General features: G+C 60.9%; 11 protein-coding genes and 1 rRNA gene. All 12 read right to left on the bottom strand.

The features are described from left to right. Window positions 1–88: 88 nt before the first annotated feature. Window positions 89–1,624 (bottom strand): 16S ribosomal RNA (locus GYH29_RS02865). Window positions 1,625–2,004: 380 nt separating this feature from the next. Continuing rightward, window positions 2,005–3,096 carry a type VI secretion system protein TssA gene (gene tssA, locus GYH29_RS02860; protein WP_019103382.1) on the bottom strand — a complete coding sequence of 364 codons (1,092 nt, stop codon included), beginning with the start codon at window positions 3,094–3,096 and terminating at the stop codon, window positions 2,005–2,007. Window positions 3,097–3,130: 34 nt separating this feature from the next. Then, the gene (locus tag GYH29_RS02855; protein ID WP_019103381.1) at window positions 3,131–3,394 is read right to left on the bottom strand and encodes a PAAR domain-containing protein; all 264 of its coding nucleotides are present in this window, start codon (window positions 3,392–3,394) and stop codon (window positions 3,131–3,133) included. Beyond that, window positions 3,391–4,830 (bottom strand): hypothetical protein, encoded by a 1,440-nt coding sequence (locus GYH29_RS02850; protein ID WP_161523153.1) that lies wholly within the window; start codon window positions 4,828–4,830, stop codon window positions 3,391–3,393. Before GYH29_RS02850 ends, GYH29_RS02855 begins: the two co-directional genes overlap by 4 nt. 12 nt (window positions 4,831–4,842) lie before the next feature. Beyond that, the gene (gene tssH, locus GYH29_RS02845) at window positions 4,843–7,476 is read right to left on the bottom strand and encodes a type VI secretion system ATPase TssH (RefSeq protein ID WP_161523152.1); all 2,634 of its coding nucleotides are present in this window, start codon (window positions 7,474–7,476) and stop codon (window positions 4,843–4,845) included. A 47-nt stretch (window positions 7,477–7,523) separates the two neighbouring features. Then, window positions 7,524–8,549 carry a type VI secretion system baseplate subunit TssG gene (gene tssG / locus GYH29_RS02840; protein WP_019103378.1) on the bottom strand — a complete coding sequence of 342 codons (1,026 nt, stop codon included), beginning with the start codon at window positions 8,547–8,549 and terminating at the stop codon, window positions 7,524–7,526. Beyond that, a complete protein-coding gene (gene tssF, locus GYH29_RS02835; protein WP_081548597.1) occupies window positions 8,513–10,372 on the bottom strand; it encodes a type VI secretion system baseplate subunit TssF in 1,860 nt (619 codons plus the stop codon). The genes tssG and tssF overlap by 37 nt, the downstream gene beginning before the upstream one ends. Before the next feature lie 86 nt (window positions 10,373–10,458). Continuing rightward, the gene (locus GYH29_RS24735; RefSeq protein ID WP_332087003.1) at window positions 10,459–11,154 is read right to left on the bottom strand and encodes a DUF6708 domain-containing protein; all 696 of its coding nucleotides are present in this window, start codon (window positions 11,152–11,154) and stop codon (window positions 10,459–10,461) included. A 514-nt stretch (window positions 11,155–11,668) separates the two neighbouring features. Beyond that, a complete protein-coding gene (locus GYH29_RS02825; protein WP_232060593.1) occupies window positions 11,669–12,811 on the bottom strand; it encodes a DUF6708 domain-containing protein in 1,143 nt (380 codons plus the stop codon). A gap of 103 nt (window positions 12,812–12,914) precedes the next feature. Further along, window positions 12,915–14,078 (bottom strand): DUF6708 domain-containing protein, encoded by a 1,164-nt coding sequence (locus tag GYH29_RS02820; RefSeq protein ID WP_161523149.1) that lies wholly within the window; start codon window positions 14,076–14,078, stop codon window positions 12,915–12,917. 46 nt (window positions 14,079–14,124) lie between these two features. Beyond that, window positions 14,125–15,288 (bottom strand): DUF6708 domain-containing protein, encoded by a 1,164-nt coding sequence (locus GYH29_RS02815; RefSeq protein ID WP_161523148.1) that lies wholly within the window; start codon window positions 15,286–15,288, stop codon window positions 14,125–14,127. A gap of 1 nt (window position 15,289) precedes the next feature. After that, complete coding sequence (locus GYH29_RS02810) at window positions 15,290–17,857, bottom strand: T6SS effector BTH_I2691 family protein (RefSeq protein WP_161523147.1); 2,568 nt, start codon at window positions 17,855–17,857, stop codon at window positions 15,290–15,292. Between the last annotated feature and the right edge of the window lie 51 nt (window positions 17,858–17,908).

The raw sequence follows: 17,908 nt of genomic DNA, 5'->3' as shown, positions 1-17,908 counted from the left end.
CACAGTACTCATTAAGCACTCTGATCGCGACACTCAAACTCGCGAATAACCGATAGGCTGTAAGTACTCGATCAACAACCTTCTCTAGAAAGGAGGTGATCCAGCCGCAGGTTCCCCTACGGCTACCTTGTTACGACTTCACCCCAGTCATGAATCCCACCGTGGTAAGCGGCCTCCTTACGGTTAGCCTACCCACTTCTGGTGAAACTCACTCCCATGGTGTGACGGGCGGTGTGTACAAGACCCGGGAACGTATTCACCGCAGCATGCTGATCTGCGATTACTAGCGATTCCGACTTCACGCACTCGAGTTGCAGAGTGCGATCCGGACTACGATCGGTTTTATGAGATTGGCTCCACCTCGCGGCTTCGCGACCCTCTGTACCGACCATTGTATGACGTGTGAAGCCCTGGTCATAAGGGCCATGAGGACTTGACGTCATCCCCACCTTCCTCCGGTTTGTCACCGGCAGTCCCATTAGAGTGCCCAACTTAATGATGGCAACTAATGGCAAGGGTTGCGCTCGTTGCGGGACTTAACCCAACATCTCACGACACGAGCTGACGACAGCCATGCAGCACCTGTGTTAACGCTCCCTTTCGGGCACCACCACATCTCTGCGGCGTTCGTTACATGTCAAGACCAGGTAAGGTTTTTCGCGTTGCATCGAATTAATCCACATCATCCACCGCTTGTGCGGGTCCCCGTCAATTCCTTTGAGTTTTAACCTTGCGGCCGTACTCCCCAGGCGGTCAACTTCTCGCGTTAGCTTCGCTACCAAGGATTCAAACCCCCAACAGCTAGTTGACATCGTTTAGGGCGTGGACTACCAGGGTATCTAATCCTGTTTGCTCCCCACGCTTTCGTGCATGAGCGTCAGTGTCATCCCAGGGGGCTGCCTTCGCCATCGGTATTCCTCCGCATCTCTACGCATTTCACTGCTACACGCGGAATTCTACCCCCCTCTGACGCACTCTAGTCGTGCAGTCTCCAATGCCGTTCCCAGGTTAAGCCCGGGGCTTTCACATCAGACTTGCACAACCGCCTGCGCACGCTTTACGCCCAGTAATTCCGATTAACGCTTGCACCCTACGTATTACCGCGGCTGCTGGCACGTAGTTAGCCGGTGCTTATTCTTCCGGTACTCTCAGCCCCAGTAGGTATTAACCACTGGGATTTGCTCCCGGACAAAAGTCCTTTACAACCCGAAGGCCTTCTTCAGACACGCGGCATGGCTGGATCAGGCTTGCGCCCATTGTCCAAAATTCCCCACTGCTGCCTCCCGTAGGAGTCTGGGCCGTGTCTCAGTCCCAGTGTGGCGGATCATCCTCTCAGACCCGCTACTGATCGAAGCCTTGGTGAGCCTTTACCCCACCAACTAGCTAATCAGACATCGGCTGCTCGTATAACGTGAGGCCTTACGGTCCCCCACTTTCCCCCTCAGGGCGTATGCGGTATTAATCCGGCTTTCGCCGAGCTATCCCCCATTACACGGTACATTCCGATGCATTACTCACCCGTTCGCCACTCGTCAGCGGTGCAAGCACCCTGTTACCGTTCGACTTGCATGTGTAAAGCATGCCGCCAGCGTTCAATCTGAGCCAGGATCAAACTCTTCAGTTCAATTCCAAGCAAATTTTCTGGCACGCAAGATCAAAGAAACATCGAGACATTTCTCGTCTTGCAGTGCAAGTGTTTGGTCATCGACCGAGCACTTACACCTATCGGTTATTCGTTCTGTTAAAGATCGGTGCAGATCGCTGCGTTTCGTTTCCGTCGCTGCGTTGTCTGCTGAGGAGGCGAACTATACGTCACGCCCCCACACCCGTCAACACCTTTTGCGACAAAAACCTCAACAAAAGCGGGCCAGGCCGGGCAAACCCTTGATGCGGCAATGAATATCCATAAAGAGTATTTGCCAACTCCCGCCCCATGACCCGACTATCCATAAAAAGCGGGCCGGCGAAACGCCGGCCCGTACCGTTGCGAGGGCCTGAAACCGCTTATTCCCGCCGCACATCCAGCAGTTCGTGCAGCTGATTCAGCGTGGAATCGTCCTTGACCACATGCTGCAGCCACTCTTCCAGGCTCATCTCGGCCCAGCGCGCCGCGCGTTCGGCCAATAAGGCCACCGGGCTGTGCGGTTCGTTGCTGCGGAAGTAACGAGCGACTTCGCTCAACATCAGCACCGCTTCCTGGCGGCTGCGGATCTGGCCGTTGAAGGCGACGGGGGCCGTCGAAGCGGCGGGGGTGGGCGCGCTATAGCTTTGGGTCACGGCTTTTCTTTCCACGGCGGGTTCGACGGGAGCCGGCGCAACGCCGGCCGGCGCGGTTTGTTGACGGTAACGCAGCACCAGGTCCTGGCAGGCGTAGATGCCGTTGCGGATATCCGCCAGGCTGGGCGCTTCGCCGCCGAAGCGCTGGTCCACTTGCTCGTCCAGCGCTTCATAGCGGCCCAGCGCCTCTACCAGCGCTTCGGCCTGGCTCTGGAACCAGGCGTGGCCGGACAGGTTGGCGTTCTTTTCGAACTCGTCGCCGGAGAGCTTGCCCTCGGCGATGGCGGCGGCCTTGGCGTCGGCGTCTTTCAAGCCCAGGTTTTCCACGTCGCGCGATTGCTGCCAGTCGTTCCAGCCGTAAGCGCCGAACTCGGGCTTCAGCAACGGCACGTTGCGGATGGCCAGCCCCAGCTGCTGGTTCAGCCATTCCAGCTTGCCGACGCGTTCGTCCAGATCGTGCGGGTCCAGTTCCGGATAGCCGCTCTCCCAGTATTGACGCAGCCAGCCGTCCAGCGCGGCCAGGCCCAGGGCCAGGCCGGAGATGCCGTTGGCCTGGACCTGGGCTTCCGCGTACCAGGCCAGCAGTTGCAGGTCTTTGCTGCTTTGACGCAGCGCGTCTTCGCACAGGCGGATGACTTTGGGCCATTCCGCCGTTTTGAGGGTTTGCTCCCAATCGCCTTGCGACAAGCCCGGGTCGTCGCTGCGGCGGGCTTCGCGAATCTGGTCGAAGAGAGTGGAGTAAGCCAGGTCCTCGCCCGCCGACGATGAGCCGGGGATGGGAGCCAGCAGTTGCTCCACGGTTTGTTCGATGTTTTCCATGCTTGTGTGGCTTCTATATATAGAGAGGTTGCGATCAGCCCTTGCCGACTTCCGGCATGGTGGAGATCAGCGAGGCGCCGCAGCTGACTTTATGGCCTTCCAAGGCCACCGGCTTGCCGCCCACCACCCAGGTGGGGTCGCCTTCCACGATGGTGCAGTTGACGTGCCCCTGCTGCGGGCAGGTGACGGAGTCGCCCAGGCAGGCGACCTGCTTGCCGAACAAGGTGGTGCTGGAGGCGGCGCTGACGACGTTGCCGCCATGATCGGTGGGGTCGCCCAATCGGATCACGCGTTTCATGCGGTAGTCTCCTTGCGCGGCGGCCTGGCCATGGCCAGCGCCACGTGGTCGTTGCTGAATTGAGTGAGGACGGCCGGCGCGGCCAGCCGCGCGCTGTGGCTGACGACGGCGGCGGCCAGCATGGCGTCGGCGGCGACGCCGACGTCGCCCCAGTCCCGCGCCAGATTGCTGGCCTCCTCGATGGGGTGCAGTTCCACCTTGTGCCGGCTCAAGGCGCTGGCTATGGCCGCCAGGCGCACGCCGCCGCCGTCGACGTCGCCGCTGTTGTGGGTCAGCCAGGCCAGCTTGGCCGCCTGGTCGTTTTCCGGCTTGGCCTCCTCCGGGCTGAACGGGTAGTCCAGCAGCGCGGCGTTGACCAAGGCGTTGTCCAGCACCGCTTGCAGCTGGCGCGCCAATTGCAGCGCGCGCTCCTCCTGCACCGCGACGGCGCTGGACTGGCCCACCTGGGCCAGCACCGGCAGTTGGGCCAGCCCGGCCTGATGACGGACCGGCACCATGCCCCAGCTGCCGCTGGAACGGCTGAAGTCCTTTTCCCAGTAAGGCTGGTAAGGATCGGCGCCCTCGGCCACGGCGACCGGGCCGAGCTCGGGCTCCGGCAGCTGCTCGCGCAGGAACAGCAAAGCCGCCACCGCCAAGCCGGACTTGCCCAAGCGGCGCCGGCGCGCCGTAGCCGCGGCATCCTGCGAGTCGTCTTCGTCGGCGCCTTGCAGCAAGAGCGGCGCGTCGGCGCCGAGCACGATCACGCCCGGCAGTTCCGGCTCCTGTTGCAGCAGCTGCCGCGCGCGGTCCGCCACCGTGCCGGTGCCGGCCCCCGCTAGGAAGCGAGCCTCCGGCGTCGGCCAATCGTCTTCCAGCGTGTCGGCCATCGCCTCCGTCTGCCATTCCTTGGCCGCGGCGATCTGCTCGATGCCGGACTCGCTGGGCAGCACTTCCATCATCAACGGCAGCCAGGCCGCGCCGGGCGCGACCGCATAGAGCTCCCGCAGCGCCTCGACCACATGCGGCCGCAAGGCTTGCAGCGCTTCGTCGGCGTCGATGTCCGCCGCATCCAGACACGACCACAGGCAGCCGTCCGGCGCTTCAACTAGCCAGCTCGGCTCGCCGTTGGCCGGGACGGCGCGCGCCCACAGCCAGCGGCAGTCCACCGCCGCCTGGCGTTCGCGCAATTCGGCCAAATGCCGTTCGCGGGCGGCGTCGCGCGCGGACTGGCGCTCGGCCTCCGCCGCGGCCTCCTGGTCCGCCTCTTCCTGCTTGGCGCGCTTTTCCTTCAGATAGCCCCACAGCTTGACGCCGGCGCTGAGCAGCATAGGCGGCCCCAGATGCAGCAGCAGGATGGCCGACGGGCTGATGCGCTGCCAGCTTTGCGGCAACACCAGCCACAGCAGCCCCCACCAGGCGACAGTGCTGACGCCGAACAGGCCCAACATTTTCCACATGGACACGATTCCTCAGCTCAGCCGCACTTTGACCTGCTCGCCCTTGAGCGAGACGGCGATCTTCTTCACCGGCTTGCCGCTGGCCATGCGCGCCAGCAGATCGCTGGAGATCTGCGCCAGCAGGGTACGGGTCAGGATGGCGTCGGCGTTGCGCGCGCCGCTGTCCACGTCCAGGCAGCGCGCCGCCATCTGTTCCGCCAGTTCCTCAGGGAACTCCACTTGCGCGCCGTGGTTGTCGGCGATGCGCTGACGGATCTTGTTCAGTTTGAGGCCGACGATGGCGCGCAGCACTTCATCGCTGATAGGCAGATAGGGCACGATGGTCAGGCGACCGAGGAAGGCCGGCTTGAACACGCTTTGCAGCGTGGGCCGCAGGATCTCCACCAGGTCTTCCGGCGTCGGGTCGCGGGTTTCGCCCTCGACGGTGACGCCGTGCTCGCAGGCGCGCATCACCAGATCGGTGCCGGCGTTGGAGGTCAGCAGAATGATGGTGTTCTTGAAATCGACCTCCCGGCCTTCGCTGTCTTCCAGCAGGCCTTTGTCGAAGACCTGGAAGAACAGCTCCATCACGTCCGGATGGGCTTTCTCCACCTCGTCCAGCAGCAGCACCGAGTAAGGCTTGCGCCGCACCGCCTCGGTCAGCACCCCGCCTTCGCCGTAGCCGACATAGCCCGGCGGCGAGCCCTTGAGGCCGGACACGCTGTGCGCTTCCTGGTATTCCGACATATTGATGGTGATCAGATTGCGCTCGCCGCCGTACAGAGCCTCGGCCAGCGCCAGCGCGGTTTCGGTCTTGCCCACGCCGGACGGCCCCACCAGCAGGAACACGCCCTTGGGCTTGCCCGGGTCTTCCAGATTGGCCTTGGCGATCTGCACCCGCTCGGCGATCTGCTCCAAGGCGTGGTCCTGACCGATGACGCGCGCGCCCAGCAGCGAGGCCAGCTTCTGCACCTGCTCCAGCTCATTGCTGACCATGCGGCCCAGCGGGATGCCGGTCCAGCCGGAAATCACGTCGGCGATCACGCTCTCGTCCACGCACTCGAAAGCCAGCGGCTGGTGCTTTTGCAATTCGCGCAGCGCCTTGCGCTTGGTCTGCAGCGGGCTCAACTTCTTGCCCTTGGCCGGCTTGGCCTCGGCCTGCTGCTGTTTGAGCTCGTCGATTTCCGCGATCAGCTTTTGCTGCTCGTCCCAGGCGGCGTGCAGCTTCTCCAGGTCCGCCTGCAGTTCGGCGCGCCGGGCTTCCAGTTCGGCGATGCGTTCGGCGTGGCCTTCTTCGCGCTGCAGCGCGGTCACTTCGCGGTCGATATTGTCTATCAGCACCGACACGTCCTCGATCGGCCCCGGCTTGCCGGCGCGCGACAAGGCGACGCGGGCGCAGGCGGTGTCGAGCACGCTGATGGCCTTGTCCGGCAGCTGGCGGCCGGCGATGTAGCGGCTGGACAGGTGCACGGCGGCGGCCACCGCCTCGTTGAGGATTTCCACCTTGTGGTGCTCGGCCATCGCCGGGGTCAGGCCGCGCACCATCTGCACGGCGATTTCCGGCGCCGGCTCTTCCACCTTCACCACCTGGAAGCGGCGCGCCAGCGCGGCGTCTTTTTCAAAGTACTTCTTGTACTCGGCCCAGGTCGTCGCCGCGATGGTGCGCAGCTCGCCGCGCGCCAACGCCGGTTTCAACAGGTTGGCCGCGTCGTTCTGGCCGGCCGCGCCGCCGGCGCCGATCAAGGTATGAGCCTCGTCGATGAACAGGATGATGGGCACCGGGCTGGCCTTGACCTCGTCTATCACCTGGCGCAAGCGGTTCTCGAACTCGCCCTTGACGCTGGCGCCGGCCTGCAACAGGCCCAGGTCCAGCGTGCGCAGGGTGACGCCGGCCAGCACCGGCGGCACTTCGCCGTGCACGATCTTGCGCGCCAGGCCTTCCACCACCGCGGTCTTGCCCACGCCCGGCTCGCCGGTGAGGATGGGGTTGTTCTGCCGGCGGCGCATCAGGATGTCTATCATCTGACGGATTTCGACGTCGCGGCCCAGGATGGGGTCGATCTTGCCGGCCTTGGCCTGAGCGGTCAGGTCTATCGTGTATTTGTCCAGCGCCGGGCTGCCGCGCTTGCCGGCCGCGGGCGCGGCCATCGCCGGCGCGGCGTCCTCGCTCGCCGCCGGCGCGTTGGCCGAGGCCTCGCCGCCGTGCTGACGCAAGGCGGCGTAAGCGCCTTGCAGGCGGCCGGCGTCCTGACGCGCCAGCGCGGCGGATCCGGATTGCAGCGCGCCGCGCAGCGCCTCGTCCTGCCACAGCGCCAGCAGCAGGTCCAAGGTGGACACATCGTCCTGCCCCTGCTCAGCGCTGGCCAGCAGCCAGGCCTTCTCCAGCCACTTGGGCAGCCAGGCGGACAGCACCGGGTTACGGGTGTTGCCGCTGCGGAAGGCGTCCAGCGCGGCTTCCAGCTCGCGCTCGATGCGCGGCAGGTCCGCGCCCAGCGCGTGCAGCGCCGCCAGCGCGGCGTTGTTGTCCTGGTCGAACATCGCCAGCAGCGCGTGTTCGATCTCGATTTCAAAATGCGTGCGCGCCAGCGCGCGGCTGGCCGCCTGCTCAATCGCCTGGCGGGCGGTGGGGGTCAGCCTGTCGATCAGGGCTTTCAGGGATACGGACATATCGTTCCAATACGCTCAAAATGAAAAGTCGATTCCGCCCGCGCCGCTCAATGCAGCAGCGCGTAGCGCATGTCTTCCGGGTCTTGTTTCTGCGGGCCCAGCCAGCAATTGCCGCCCAGGCGCAAATCCGCCGGGCCGCCCAGCTGCGCCGCCGGCACGTCGCGCTTGTCCAGCACCAGGCTGACGTCCGCCGCCAGATTGTGGCCGACGGCGAATTGCAGCAGCGCCTGCAAGGCCTGCGCACCGGGGCCGCCGGGCAGCAAGGCCTCGAACTGGGCGCGGCGCATGCTGCCCAGCCGCAGCTGCAGCTTGGTCTGGCGGTCCCAGACCCGGGAGCCGGCGAACAAGGACACGCCCAACTCGCTCTCGCTGTCGCCCAGCCGGCTTTGTTCCGCCGCCGGCACCTGCATCCACTGGCCAACGAACTGCTCCAGCGCGGCGTCCACGCCGAAAAAGCCCTGGATCAGCGTTTCCAGCGCCTGCGCCGACAAGGGCTTCTGGCTGAGCAGGCCGGCGTAATAGATGAACAGATTTTCGTCCAGGCTCGCGTCCGGCCCCATCTGCTTGCGCAGCTGCGACAGGCCCAGGCCGCCCAGGTCCAGCAGGTTGCGGGTGAAGCCGTCGCGCTCGCCGGCCTCCACTTCCAGCCAATAGCGGTATTTGCGCCAGGCGCCGAAGAACAAGGCGGTGGCGCGATGGCTGAAGATGTCCAGGAAGGCGTGCAGCGATCCGTCCTTGTACTGCTGACGACGCTCCAGCAGCAGCTCGGTGTAGCTGGTGGGCAAGGCGCCGCTGGGCCCGGTCAGCCCGATGAAGCTGACCGTCATCTCGTCGGTGGCGTCCAGCTGCTCCGGCTCCTTGGCCGGCTGATAACGGCTCAGTTCGCTGGGCGGGAAGGACAGCGAGGCCAGCGAGCGGAACCGCAGGCTGGCCGGCAGCCGGCCGCGGCGCTCGCCGCGCTTGCGCGCGGACAGGCCCAGGATGCGCACCGCCTGGAAGAAGCCGAACTGGCTGGCGTCGCGCGCCAGCTCCAGCTTCAGATCACGAGGGCTTCGCCGGCTCGGGCTGGCCATGAGGCTACCTCCTCGTCTTGTTGAACCGCATGCACCCGCAGGCGGGTGAAACTATTGGGCGCGCAATACAGCGCGAAGAAACGCTCCAGCACCGCGGCGAACAGATAGACGCTGCCGCCGACGTAGTAATCCGGGTCCAGCGTCAGGCGGATTTCGCTGCCGCGCACGAAGCCGCTGAAATCGCGGCCGGACACGCGGGCCACCGCCGGCTGGCTTTCAATCCCCACCACGCCCTGGATCTGGCGCACATTCACCGGGGAATCGGTCAGGTTGTACAAGGCCAGCATTTCCTGCAAGGCGGCGCAGCCGGAATCCACGATGGACATGTAGTTCAGCGACAGATGCGACACCAGCCGCCATTGCACCGCGCGGCCCAGCGGGCAGCGCTGGCTGGCGCTGGGCTTGCGCAACAAGCGCACGCGCTTGACCACGGAATGGCCGGGCAGGGAAAAATCCGTCCGCTGGGTGGACTGGCTGCCGCCAAACGGAATCTGTTCCGGCAGATCGCGGTTGCTGCACAGCAGCTCCAGGCTCAGCACCTCGGTGGCCGGCCGCACCGCGTTGAACTCCAGGTCCGCCAGATGCAGCTCCAAATCAGTGCCCTTGTCGCTCTGGCGCGGCGACGGCTCCCGGCTGGCGTGCCAATAAAAGCGCGGCGCCTTCTTTTCGCTGCCGTGGCGTATCGCGTAAAACGGCGGCACCTCCTCGCTGCTTTCGCCGTCGCCGGATTTCTCCACCCTCACCACGCGCTTGATCTGGATCGCCTCGTAAGCCTGCTGCTTGCGCGCGTCCACCAGCACCGGGTAACTGGCTTTCTGGTGGGTCACGCGGATGGGCTCGCCCGGCTGGGTGAACAGGTTGACGATGGGCGTGCAGCCCAGCTTCAGGTGCTGGGCCTGCAACTGGGTCTGCAGCCGGTTGTGGCGCTCGCTGTCCGGGTATTCGTCCAGCAGCAAGCGCAGCACCAGTTTCTCGCCGTCCAGCCGCGCCGCCGCCTTGTCCAGCTGCAGCAGATCGACGAACAGGAATTTGTCCGGATAGCAGAAGTACTCGGTCAGCAGCCGATAGCCCATGAAGGAGCGCTCATCGTAGTCCAGCAGGCCCTCGTCGCGGCCGAAGCCCACCGCCCGCAGGCTGCTCGCCGGCAGTTTGCGCGTGCGCGCCGGGTCTTCGCTGCCGTCGCCCACGCTGACGCTCTGGACATTGGACAGCAGCATCTCGTACAGCAAGTGCATCAGCGCCGGTTCGCCGTCCAGGAAGAAGCGCAGCGATTGCAGACCGATGGCGTTGACCGCCAGGCCGCCGTGGGTGTGGAACTCCAGCGTCAGCACCGCCGCCGCGTCCGGCGCCAGCTGCCGCAGATAGGGCGAGCCGCTGGTCAGCTCCAGCTTGGCCTCGGTCAGCGACAGCGGATACAGATCCACCGGATAAGCGCTGCGGAATTTGCACACCACGCCCTGCATCGCCGGCGCGTGCACCGGCTGGCCGCGCTCCACCCGGTAGCGCTTGGCGATCTCCGGCCGCTGCGGATCGCATTCGAACTGCACGATGGTGGCCGAGGGAATCGGTTGCAGATAGTGCGGATACAGCACATTGAGGAAGCTGGCCGCCACCTCCGGATATTCGTCGTCCAGCTTCTTGTGGATGCGCGCGGCCAGAAAGGCGAAGGACTCGATCAGCCGTTCGGTGTGCGGGTCTTCGCACTGGTCGCCTTCCATTTGCAGGCGGCCGGCGATCTTGGGATAGCGGCGCGCGAACTCGCCGGACAGCTGGCGCAGGTGTCCGAGTTCGCGTTCGTAATACGGCAATAAGGATTCAAGCATTAAGGCTCACGCGCAATTCATCAAATATTCATTTCAGCAGGCGAGCGCCGCCCGCCCTGTTTTAGTGTTTGTGCCCGGCCAAGTCTTCAGCCGACCCAATACCGCAGCGGCAAACGCCAGTCCAGGCCATGCCGCCAGGCGTAGTACAGCCACAAGCCCACGGCGGTATACAGCAGCGGCAGCAGGTTGTAAGCCAGCAGTTCCAGCCAGGAACGCAGTTCCGACTCCCCGCTCGCTTGTCGGATCGCCTTGGGGAAGCGGCCCTCGTAGCTCAACAGCAGCGAGGCGTAATGACCCAGGCCCCAAATCACGAACACCGGCGTCAGCACCAGGCGCAACCACAAGAAGCTGCGCCCCAGATCGAAACCGCCCGGCAGGCTTAGCCGCGACACCGTCCACATGCTGCTCAAGGGGTTGGGCCACTTGCTGCGCAGCCGCTTCGGCGCCGGCACCGCGTCCGCGCCGTCCTCCATGAAGCGGCGAATATATTCCCAGAACGACAGCAAATGCTGGTAGTCCCGGCTCGGCAAGCCGAGGAAGGCGCCATCCACGCCCAGCGGGCTGTGCGGATTGTCGGTAGACTCCGCCCGCGCCGCCAGCACCAGCATGCCGCCTATGCCCTGGTGATTCGGCATGTCCTTGGGCAGGCCAACATCGATCATGTCCCAATCGTAGGCTTTAACTCCACCTAAAAAACCAGGCCGCAATAAATAAACTTTGCGCGTTTGACGGTTGAAGCGCACCACCAGTCGGCGCATGGTAAAAGCCTCTAAGCACCACATTTTTAGCAAATAACGAAAGAAACAATACCAAACTATCGGAGTGATAACCACAAACCCGACAAAGCCAATCCAAAAGTCTAAATCTGGCTCAAAGTCGAATCCAAAATCGTCTTTACCTGTGGCCAACTGAAAAACTAGAGAGCTTAAAATATAAGTACAGGTATATAACCCATAACAAACCACACCAAATAGAGAGGTCAGCAATCCCCTCTTATCATCATTGTACGTACAGACATCCAAATAGATGTCCGTCTTCCGATAGATAGAACCATTGCAATCCAACTGCTCAGACCGGCTCTCTTTCACATCAATTTCACGGGCATCCGGGTCATAATATACACCCCGCGCCCGCATTTTCTTGGCGTCGTCCTTATTTTCTTCGGCAATGTCTTTCTGGATATCATCAAACCAGGAACCTGGCTTATGTTTGCGCCGCCCCATCGCCAGCGACCATTCCAAAAAGTACATAAGCCTCTCTTCCTGTTTTCAAATCGCCATCATCATCCGGCTTTGCCTATAGCCCCAAATAAGACAGCGGCAAACGCCAGTCCAGACCGTGTCGCCAGGCGTAGTACAGCCACAAGCCCACGGCGGTATACAGCAGCGGCAGCAGGTTGTAAGCCAGCAGTTCCAGCCAGGAACGCAGTTCCGACTCCCCGCTCGCTTGCCGGATCGCCTTGGGGAAGCGGCCCTCGTAGCTCAACAGCAGCGAGGCGTAATGGCCCAGGCCCCAGATCACGAACACCGGCGTCAACGCCAGGCGCAACCACAAGAAGCTGCGCCCCAGATCGAAACCGCCCGGCAGGCTCAGCCGCGACACCGTCCACATGCTGGTCAAGGGGTTGGGCCACTTGCTGCGCAGCCGCTTCGGCGCCGGCACCGCGTCCGCGCCGTCCTCCATGAAGCGGCGAATATATTCCCAGAACGACAGCAAATGCTGGTAGTCCCGGCTCGGCAAGCCCAGGAAGGCGCCATCCACGCCAAAATCCCGATAAGGATTTTCGTTTTCTTCCGTCTTAACCGCCAATACCAGCATGCCGCCTATACCCTCATGATTCGGCATATTTTTTGGCAAAATGGCGTCAACTTCCTCCCAGTCATAAGCTTTGACCCCGCCCAAAAAACCAGGTCGCAACAAATAGACTTTGCGCGTTTCTCTATTGAATCGCACCATCAATCGGCGCACAGTAAAAGCCTCTAAACGCCAAGCCTTTATTAAATAACGAAAAAAAACAAAATACAACAATGGAACAACGACACTAAATGCTACCAAAGGAAAAATCAAACTAGAGAGAGAAACGACCTCTCCACTCTCATCAAGTCCTGTTACAGCTTGCCGCAAAATAAAAACCAAAAAATCAACTCCACCTATAAGATAAAGACAAACTACTCCCATAAGTAAAGTGATCAAACCTCGTTTATCATCGTTGTAAGTACAAACATCCAAGTAAGCCTTTGTCTTACGGTAGATAGATCCATTGTCATCCACCACCTCTGAACGGCTTTCATGGATATCCGACTCTTTCGCCGTCCGCAAATGCCCTAGGCCTTGAGCGAACAGTTTTTTCTCATGTTTTTTTTCACGCTCGGCATTCTTCTTTTGTTGCTCATCCCATATCGATCCAGGTTTGTAGCGCTTGTGGTCCAAGACCACCATCCATTCCAATAAATACACAACTCTCGCCCCATGCTTGAGACACACGCGAACTAGCTGACAGCTTGCCCATCACTGAGCGCCACAGCCTTAAAGGGCCAACCACTTAAACGCCCAAGTACTGCAAAGGCAAACGCCAGTCCAGACCGTGCCGCCAAGCGTAGTACAGCCACAAGCCCACGGCGGTATACAGCAGCGGCAGCAGGTTGTAAGCCAGCAGTTCCAGCCAGGAACGCAGTTCCGATTCCCCGCTCGCTTGCCGGATCGCCTTGGGGAAGCGGCCCTCGTAGCTCAACAGCAGCGAGGCGTAATGGCCCAGGCCCCAAATCACGAACACCGGCGTCAACGCCAGGCGCAACCACAAGAAGCTGCGTCCCAGATCGAAACCGCCCGGCAGGCTCAGCCGCGACACCGTCCACATGCTGCTCAAGGGATTCGGCCACTTGCTGCGCAGCCGCTTCGGCGCCGGCGCCGCGTCCGCGCCGTCCTCCATGAAGCGGCGGATATATTCCCAGAACGACAGCAAGTGCTGGTAATCCCGGCTCGGCAAGCCGAGGAAGGCGCCATCCACGCCCAGCGGGCTGTGCGGATTGTCGGTAGACTCCGCCCGCGCCGCCAGCACCAGCATGCCGCCTATGCCCTGGTGATTCGGCATGTCCTTGGGCAGGCCAACATCAATCATGTCCCAGTCATAAGCTTTGACCCCGCCCAAAAAACCGGGCCGCAATAAATAGACTTTGCGCGTTTGACGGTTGAAACGCACCACCAGTCGGCGCATGGTAAAAGCTTCCAGACGCCAAACCTTTAGTAAGTAGCGAAAAAAAATGAACCAAATAAGTGGGACAATGCACACCAAGACGGTTAGAGGAAAAAACAAATCCGCATCATAATAAGAGGCCCGACCACTCGCATCGACCCCTGTTATGGCTTCCCTTAAAATAGCAATCAAAAAATCAGCGCCACCAACAAGATAAAGGCAAACTACTCCCATAAGAAATGTAATCAGCCCTCTCTTTTCATCATTGTAAGTACAAAGATCCAAATAGGTTTTCGTTTTTCGATAGAGAGAACCATTATCATCCAATAACTCAGACCGGCTCTCTTTCACATCAATTTCACGGAAATCCGGGTCATAGCGTACACCCCGCGCCAGCATTTTCTTGGCGTCGTCCTTATTTTCTTCGGCAATGTCTTTCTGGATATCGTCAAACCAGGAGCCTGGCTTATGCTTGCGCCGTCCCATCGCCAGCGACCATTCCAAAAAATACATAAGCCTCTCTTCCTGTTTTCAAACCGCCATCATCATCCGGCTTTGCCTATAGCCCCAAATAAGACAGCGGCAAACGCCAGTCCAGACCGTGTCGCCAGGCGTAGTACAGCCACAAGCCCACGGCGGTATACAGCAGCGGCAGCAGGTTGTAAGCCAGCAGTTCCAGCCAGGAACGCAGTTCCGATTCCCCGCTCGCTTGCCGGATCGCCTTGGGGAAGCGGCCCTCGTAGCTCAACAGCAGCGAGGCGTAATGGCCCAGGCCCCAAATCACGAACACCGGCGTCAACGCCAGGCGCAACCACAAGAAGCTGCGACCCAGATCGAAACCGCCCGGCAGGCTCAGCCGCGACACCGTCCACATGCTGCTCAAGGGATTCGGCCACTTGCTGCGCAGCCGCTTCGGCGCCGGCACCGCGTCCGCGCCGTCCTCCATGAAGCGGCGGATATATTCCCAGAACGACAGCAAATGCTGGTAGTCCCGGCTCGGCAAACCGAGGAAGGCGCCGTCCACGCCAAAATCCCGATAAGGATTTTCGTTCTCTTTAGTCTTAACCGCCAATACCAGCATGCCGCCTATGCCTTCATGATTCGGCATGTTTTTTGGCAAAATGGCGTCAACCTCTTCCCAGTCATAGGCCTTGACCCCGCCCAAAAAACTAGGTCGCAACAAATAGACTTTGCGCGTCACCCTATTGAAACGGACTACCAATCGACGTTTGGTAAAGGCTTCTAAACGCCAAGCCTTTAGCAAATAACGAAAGAAACAGCCCCAAACTACAGGAGTGATAACTGCAAACCCTACAAAACCAATCCAAAAATCCAAATCTGGCTCAAAGTCGAACCCAAAACTATCTTTACCAGTTATTAGCTGAAAAATGAGAAAGCCTAAAATATAAGTACAGGTATATAATCCATAGCAAATCACGCTAAACAGAAGGGTCAGCAAGCCTCTCTTATCATCATTGTAAGTACAGACATCCAAATAGGTACTCGTTTTTCGGTAGATAGAGCAATTGTCATCTACCACCTCTGAACGACTTTCACGAATATCCGACTCCTTCGTTGTCAGCAAATGCCCCAAGCCTTGTGCGGACAGCTTTTTCTCATGCTTTTTTTCACGATCGGCATTTTTCTTTTGCTGCTCATCCCATATCGATCCAGGCTTGTAGCGCTTGTGGTCCAAGACCACCATCCACTCCATCAGATACATCTCACTTTACCTCCAAGACGGCGGCGTCCAAGCCCGCCCCCTCTTCCGCCGCACTGCCGAAGCCAGCGGCCTTTCTATCCTTACGCAGGCAGGATTTGTCACACCAGCTTTCCAACGCATTATCGCTAAACAGCCAGATCGCCACGGTCAAACCTATGCCTGCCACAGTAAACAAGCGCGCCCCGCGTAATAACAGCAACGCGATACGCTCCCCTGCAACGAACTCACTAGCGGTAAGCGCTCCTTGCAATAAAGTCCGACCAAAACTGCTGGTCGCACGCTTTAGCAACCACTCTAAAAATGGCCCGGAAGCCCCCAATGCAATACCAACGCCAACAATTGCCCCTGAAGTTGATACAACACCTCGTAAAACATAGGCAATCATCAATTTTGAATTTTTTCCTAACTGATCACTCGCATTGTCAAAATCCACAAACGCGCCAATTACACCCGCCACCGTACCCAAGCTGCCGGAAGCCAGCTTCAAGGCGCCGACGCCCACCTTGCTACCGCTGATCAGCGCCGGGTTGCGGCTCTCGCCTATCTTCTCGCAGACGCTGCCGGTCAGCTCCAGCATCACCGCGCCCAGGCCCAAGGCGGCCGCAGTCAGCTCCCAGGCCTCGCGCTGCGCCGGCTTTTCCCCCAGCTTGCCGGCCTTCATCATCACATTCATCATTTCCAGCATCGCCACCACCGAGCCGAAACGCAGGCCGTTCATGCTGTTGGATTTGCTGGCCGCGGTCAGCAGCTTATTGATCTGATTGCGCTGGGCCTTGGCCGCCGCCACGCTCTTGGCATCGAAGGCGTTGGGATTGGGGTAGGCCGCCGCCAGATCCTTGTTCATGATCTTGCCCAGCGACAGCGACAGCAGCCGGTGGACCACGCCGGCGCGCAGCACCTGCTTGTCCAGCAGCTTGCCGCCCGGCATCCGGGCCAGCCCGGCGTGGCCCAGCTGCAGCAGCAGCAGGTTGACGCCGCCCAGGTGGGCGGTGCTGACGCCGCTGACATGGGCGACGGTTTCCAGCTTCTCGGCCAGGTCCTTGACCTTGGACCAGACATCGCTGATGCCCTTGCCGGCCTCCTGTATTTTTTCATAAGGGGACAGCGCGTCGCTGAGCCCGCCTTTCGCCACATAGGCCTCGGTCGCGGTCTTAAAGTTCAGCATTGCGGCTTTGAACACCATCGCGCTGGGCTTCAGGTCTTTTTGCTCGACCTGCTTGATCAGCCATTCCTGACCAATGTCGCAGCTATTGAGGCCGTGCACGCAAAAACCGACCTGGCCGGCGAAAGCGACGCCGCTCTCAAAGTGCTGGTCATCGTAAAACCCCAGGGTGTCGTGCAATAGCGGCGCGTTCAGCCACTGCATCAAGTCTTGCGCCCGCTCCTGGTTTTTCTGGTCGCAAACGTCGCCCAGCGCCTCAAAGCTCTTGAGCACCGCGTTGTAGGACGATTTGGGCCACAAGCGTTTGCCGTATTTCTCCCAGGCACCATCCCCTATACCCTTGGCGTACTTGCGCCGCCATTCCTGCTTTTTGCTTTCGTACTCTTCCCGGTTCTTGTAGATGCTGTCATACGGAATGCCTCTCAAATCCGGAGCCCGGAAATTCGGATTAGTTTTCGCCTCCTTGGCCAAGTCATCCAGGGCCACCCCCAGTTTGGGTTCGCGCCGACTGATGGCGCCGTTGCGAATCAGTTCCTCGGCATTGTTGACCGAGCGGATGATGGCCATCAGTTGCTCGTTCTTGTAATTGGCGAACACGGTGCTCTCCGCCGCCATCACCGTGCAGAGCCGGGCGATGGACAGATTGCGCCAGCTGTTCAGTTCCTGGGCCAGACCCAGCGGGTCGTGCAAGACGATGGCCATGCCCTTTTTATTGAGCAGTTCCACGCCCAGGTTTTTCAGCCGCCCGGTATAGGGGTAAGGCTCATTCTTGACCAGCTTGGCTTCCGCGCCGAAGAAGGGGTGCATGTGGTTGTTGAAGCGCGGGGCCAGCTTGCGCTCGCCGCCTTCGATGGAGCGGAATTCCACCACCTTGGAGCGCAGGTCGCCCGGCTGCAGCGCATGCGGCTGCGTCACGGCCTTGGCCTGGAATTTTTGCAGCTTGTTATGCAGCTTGCTGTCGGATTCGATCTTGCTCAGCGCGGCCTTGGACAGCGGGTCCGGCAGGAACAGCACGCGGAATTCGCTGACATCCTGCGCTTTCTCGATGGAGATCATCGAGGCGTTGATGTCGTCGCCCTTGGTGGTGCAGGTGAACGGCGGGGGCTGCACCGCGTCGCCCAAGGCGATTCTGGCGATGTAGCCCTGGTGATTGACCGCCCAGGCGCTCTCCCATTTGAGTTTGCCCGAACGCTTGGTCATCACGTACAGATAACCTTGGCGCAGCATGCGGACGGTGTAGGCGGCGGTGCGCAGCTTCTTGTCCGCCACGCCCTGGCCCAGGGTGCCGCTGAGTTCCGGAAACTCGGCGTGCCCCTCCTCGCTCGCCGCCACCGCATAGCGCAGCGGCAGCAGCATCAGCCCGGTCTTGCCGCAAAATTTGTTACCGCAGGGGGTTTTAGTGCTCACTTGATTGATTCCAGGTTTTCCGACGCTGCCTTGCGCCAACTTGCCTCAGGC

Origin of the sequence: Chromobacterium haemolyticum (assembly GCF_009936155.1) — a bacterium.
GTDB classification, from domain to species: domain Bacteria; phylum Pseudomonadota; class Gammaproteobacteria; order Burkholderiales; family Chromobacteriaceae; genus Chromobacterium; species Chromobacterium haemolyticum.
Note: the sequence above shows the minus strand (reverse complement) of the source record. Positions and strands in the feature narration are given on the sequence as shown.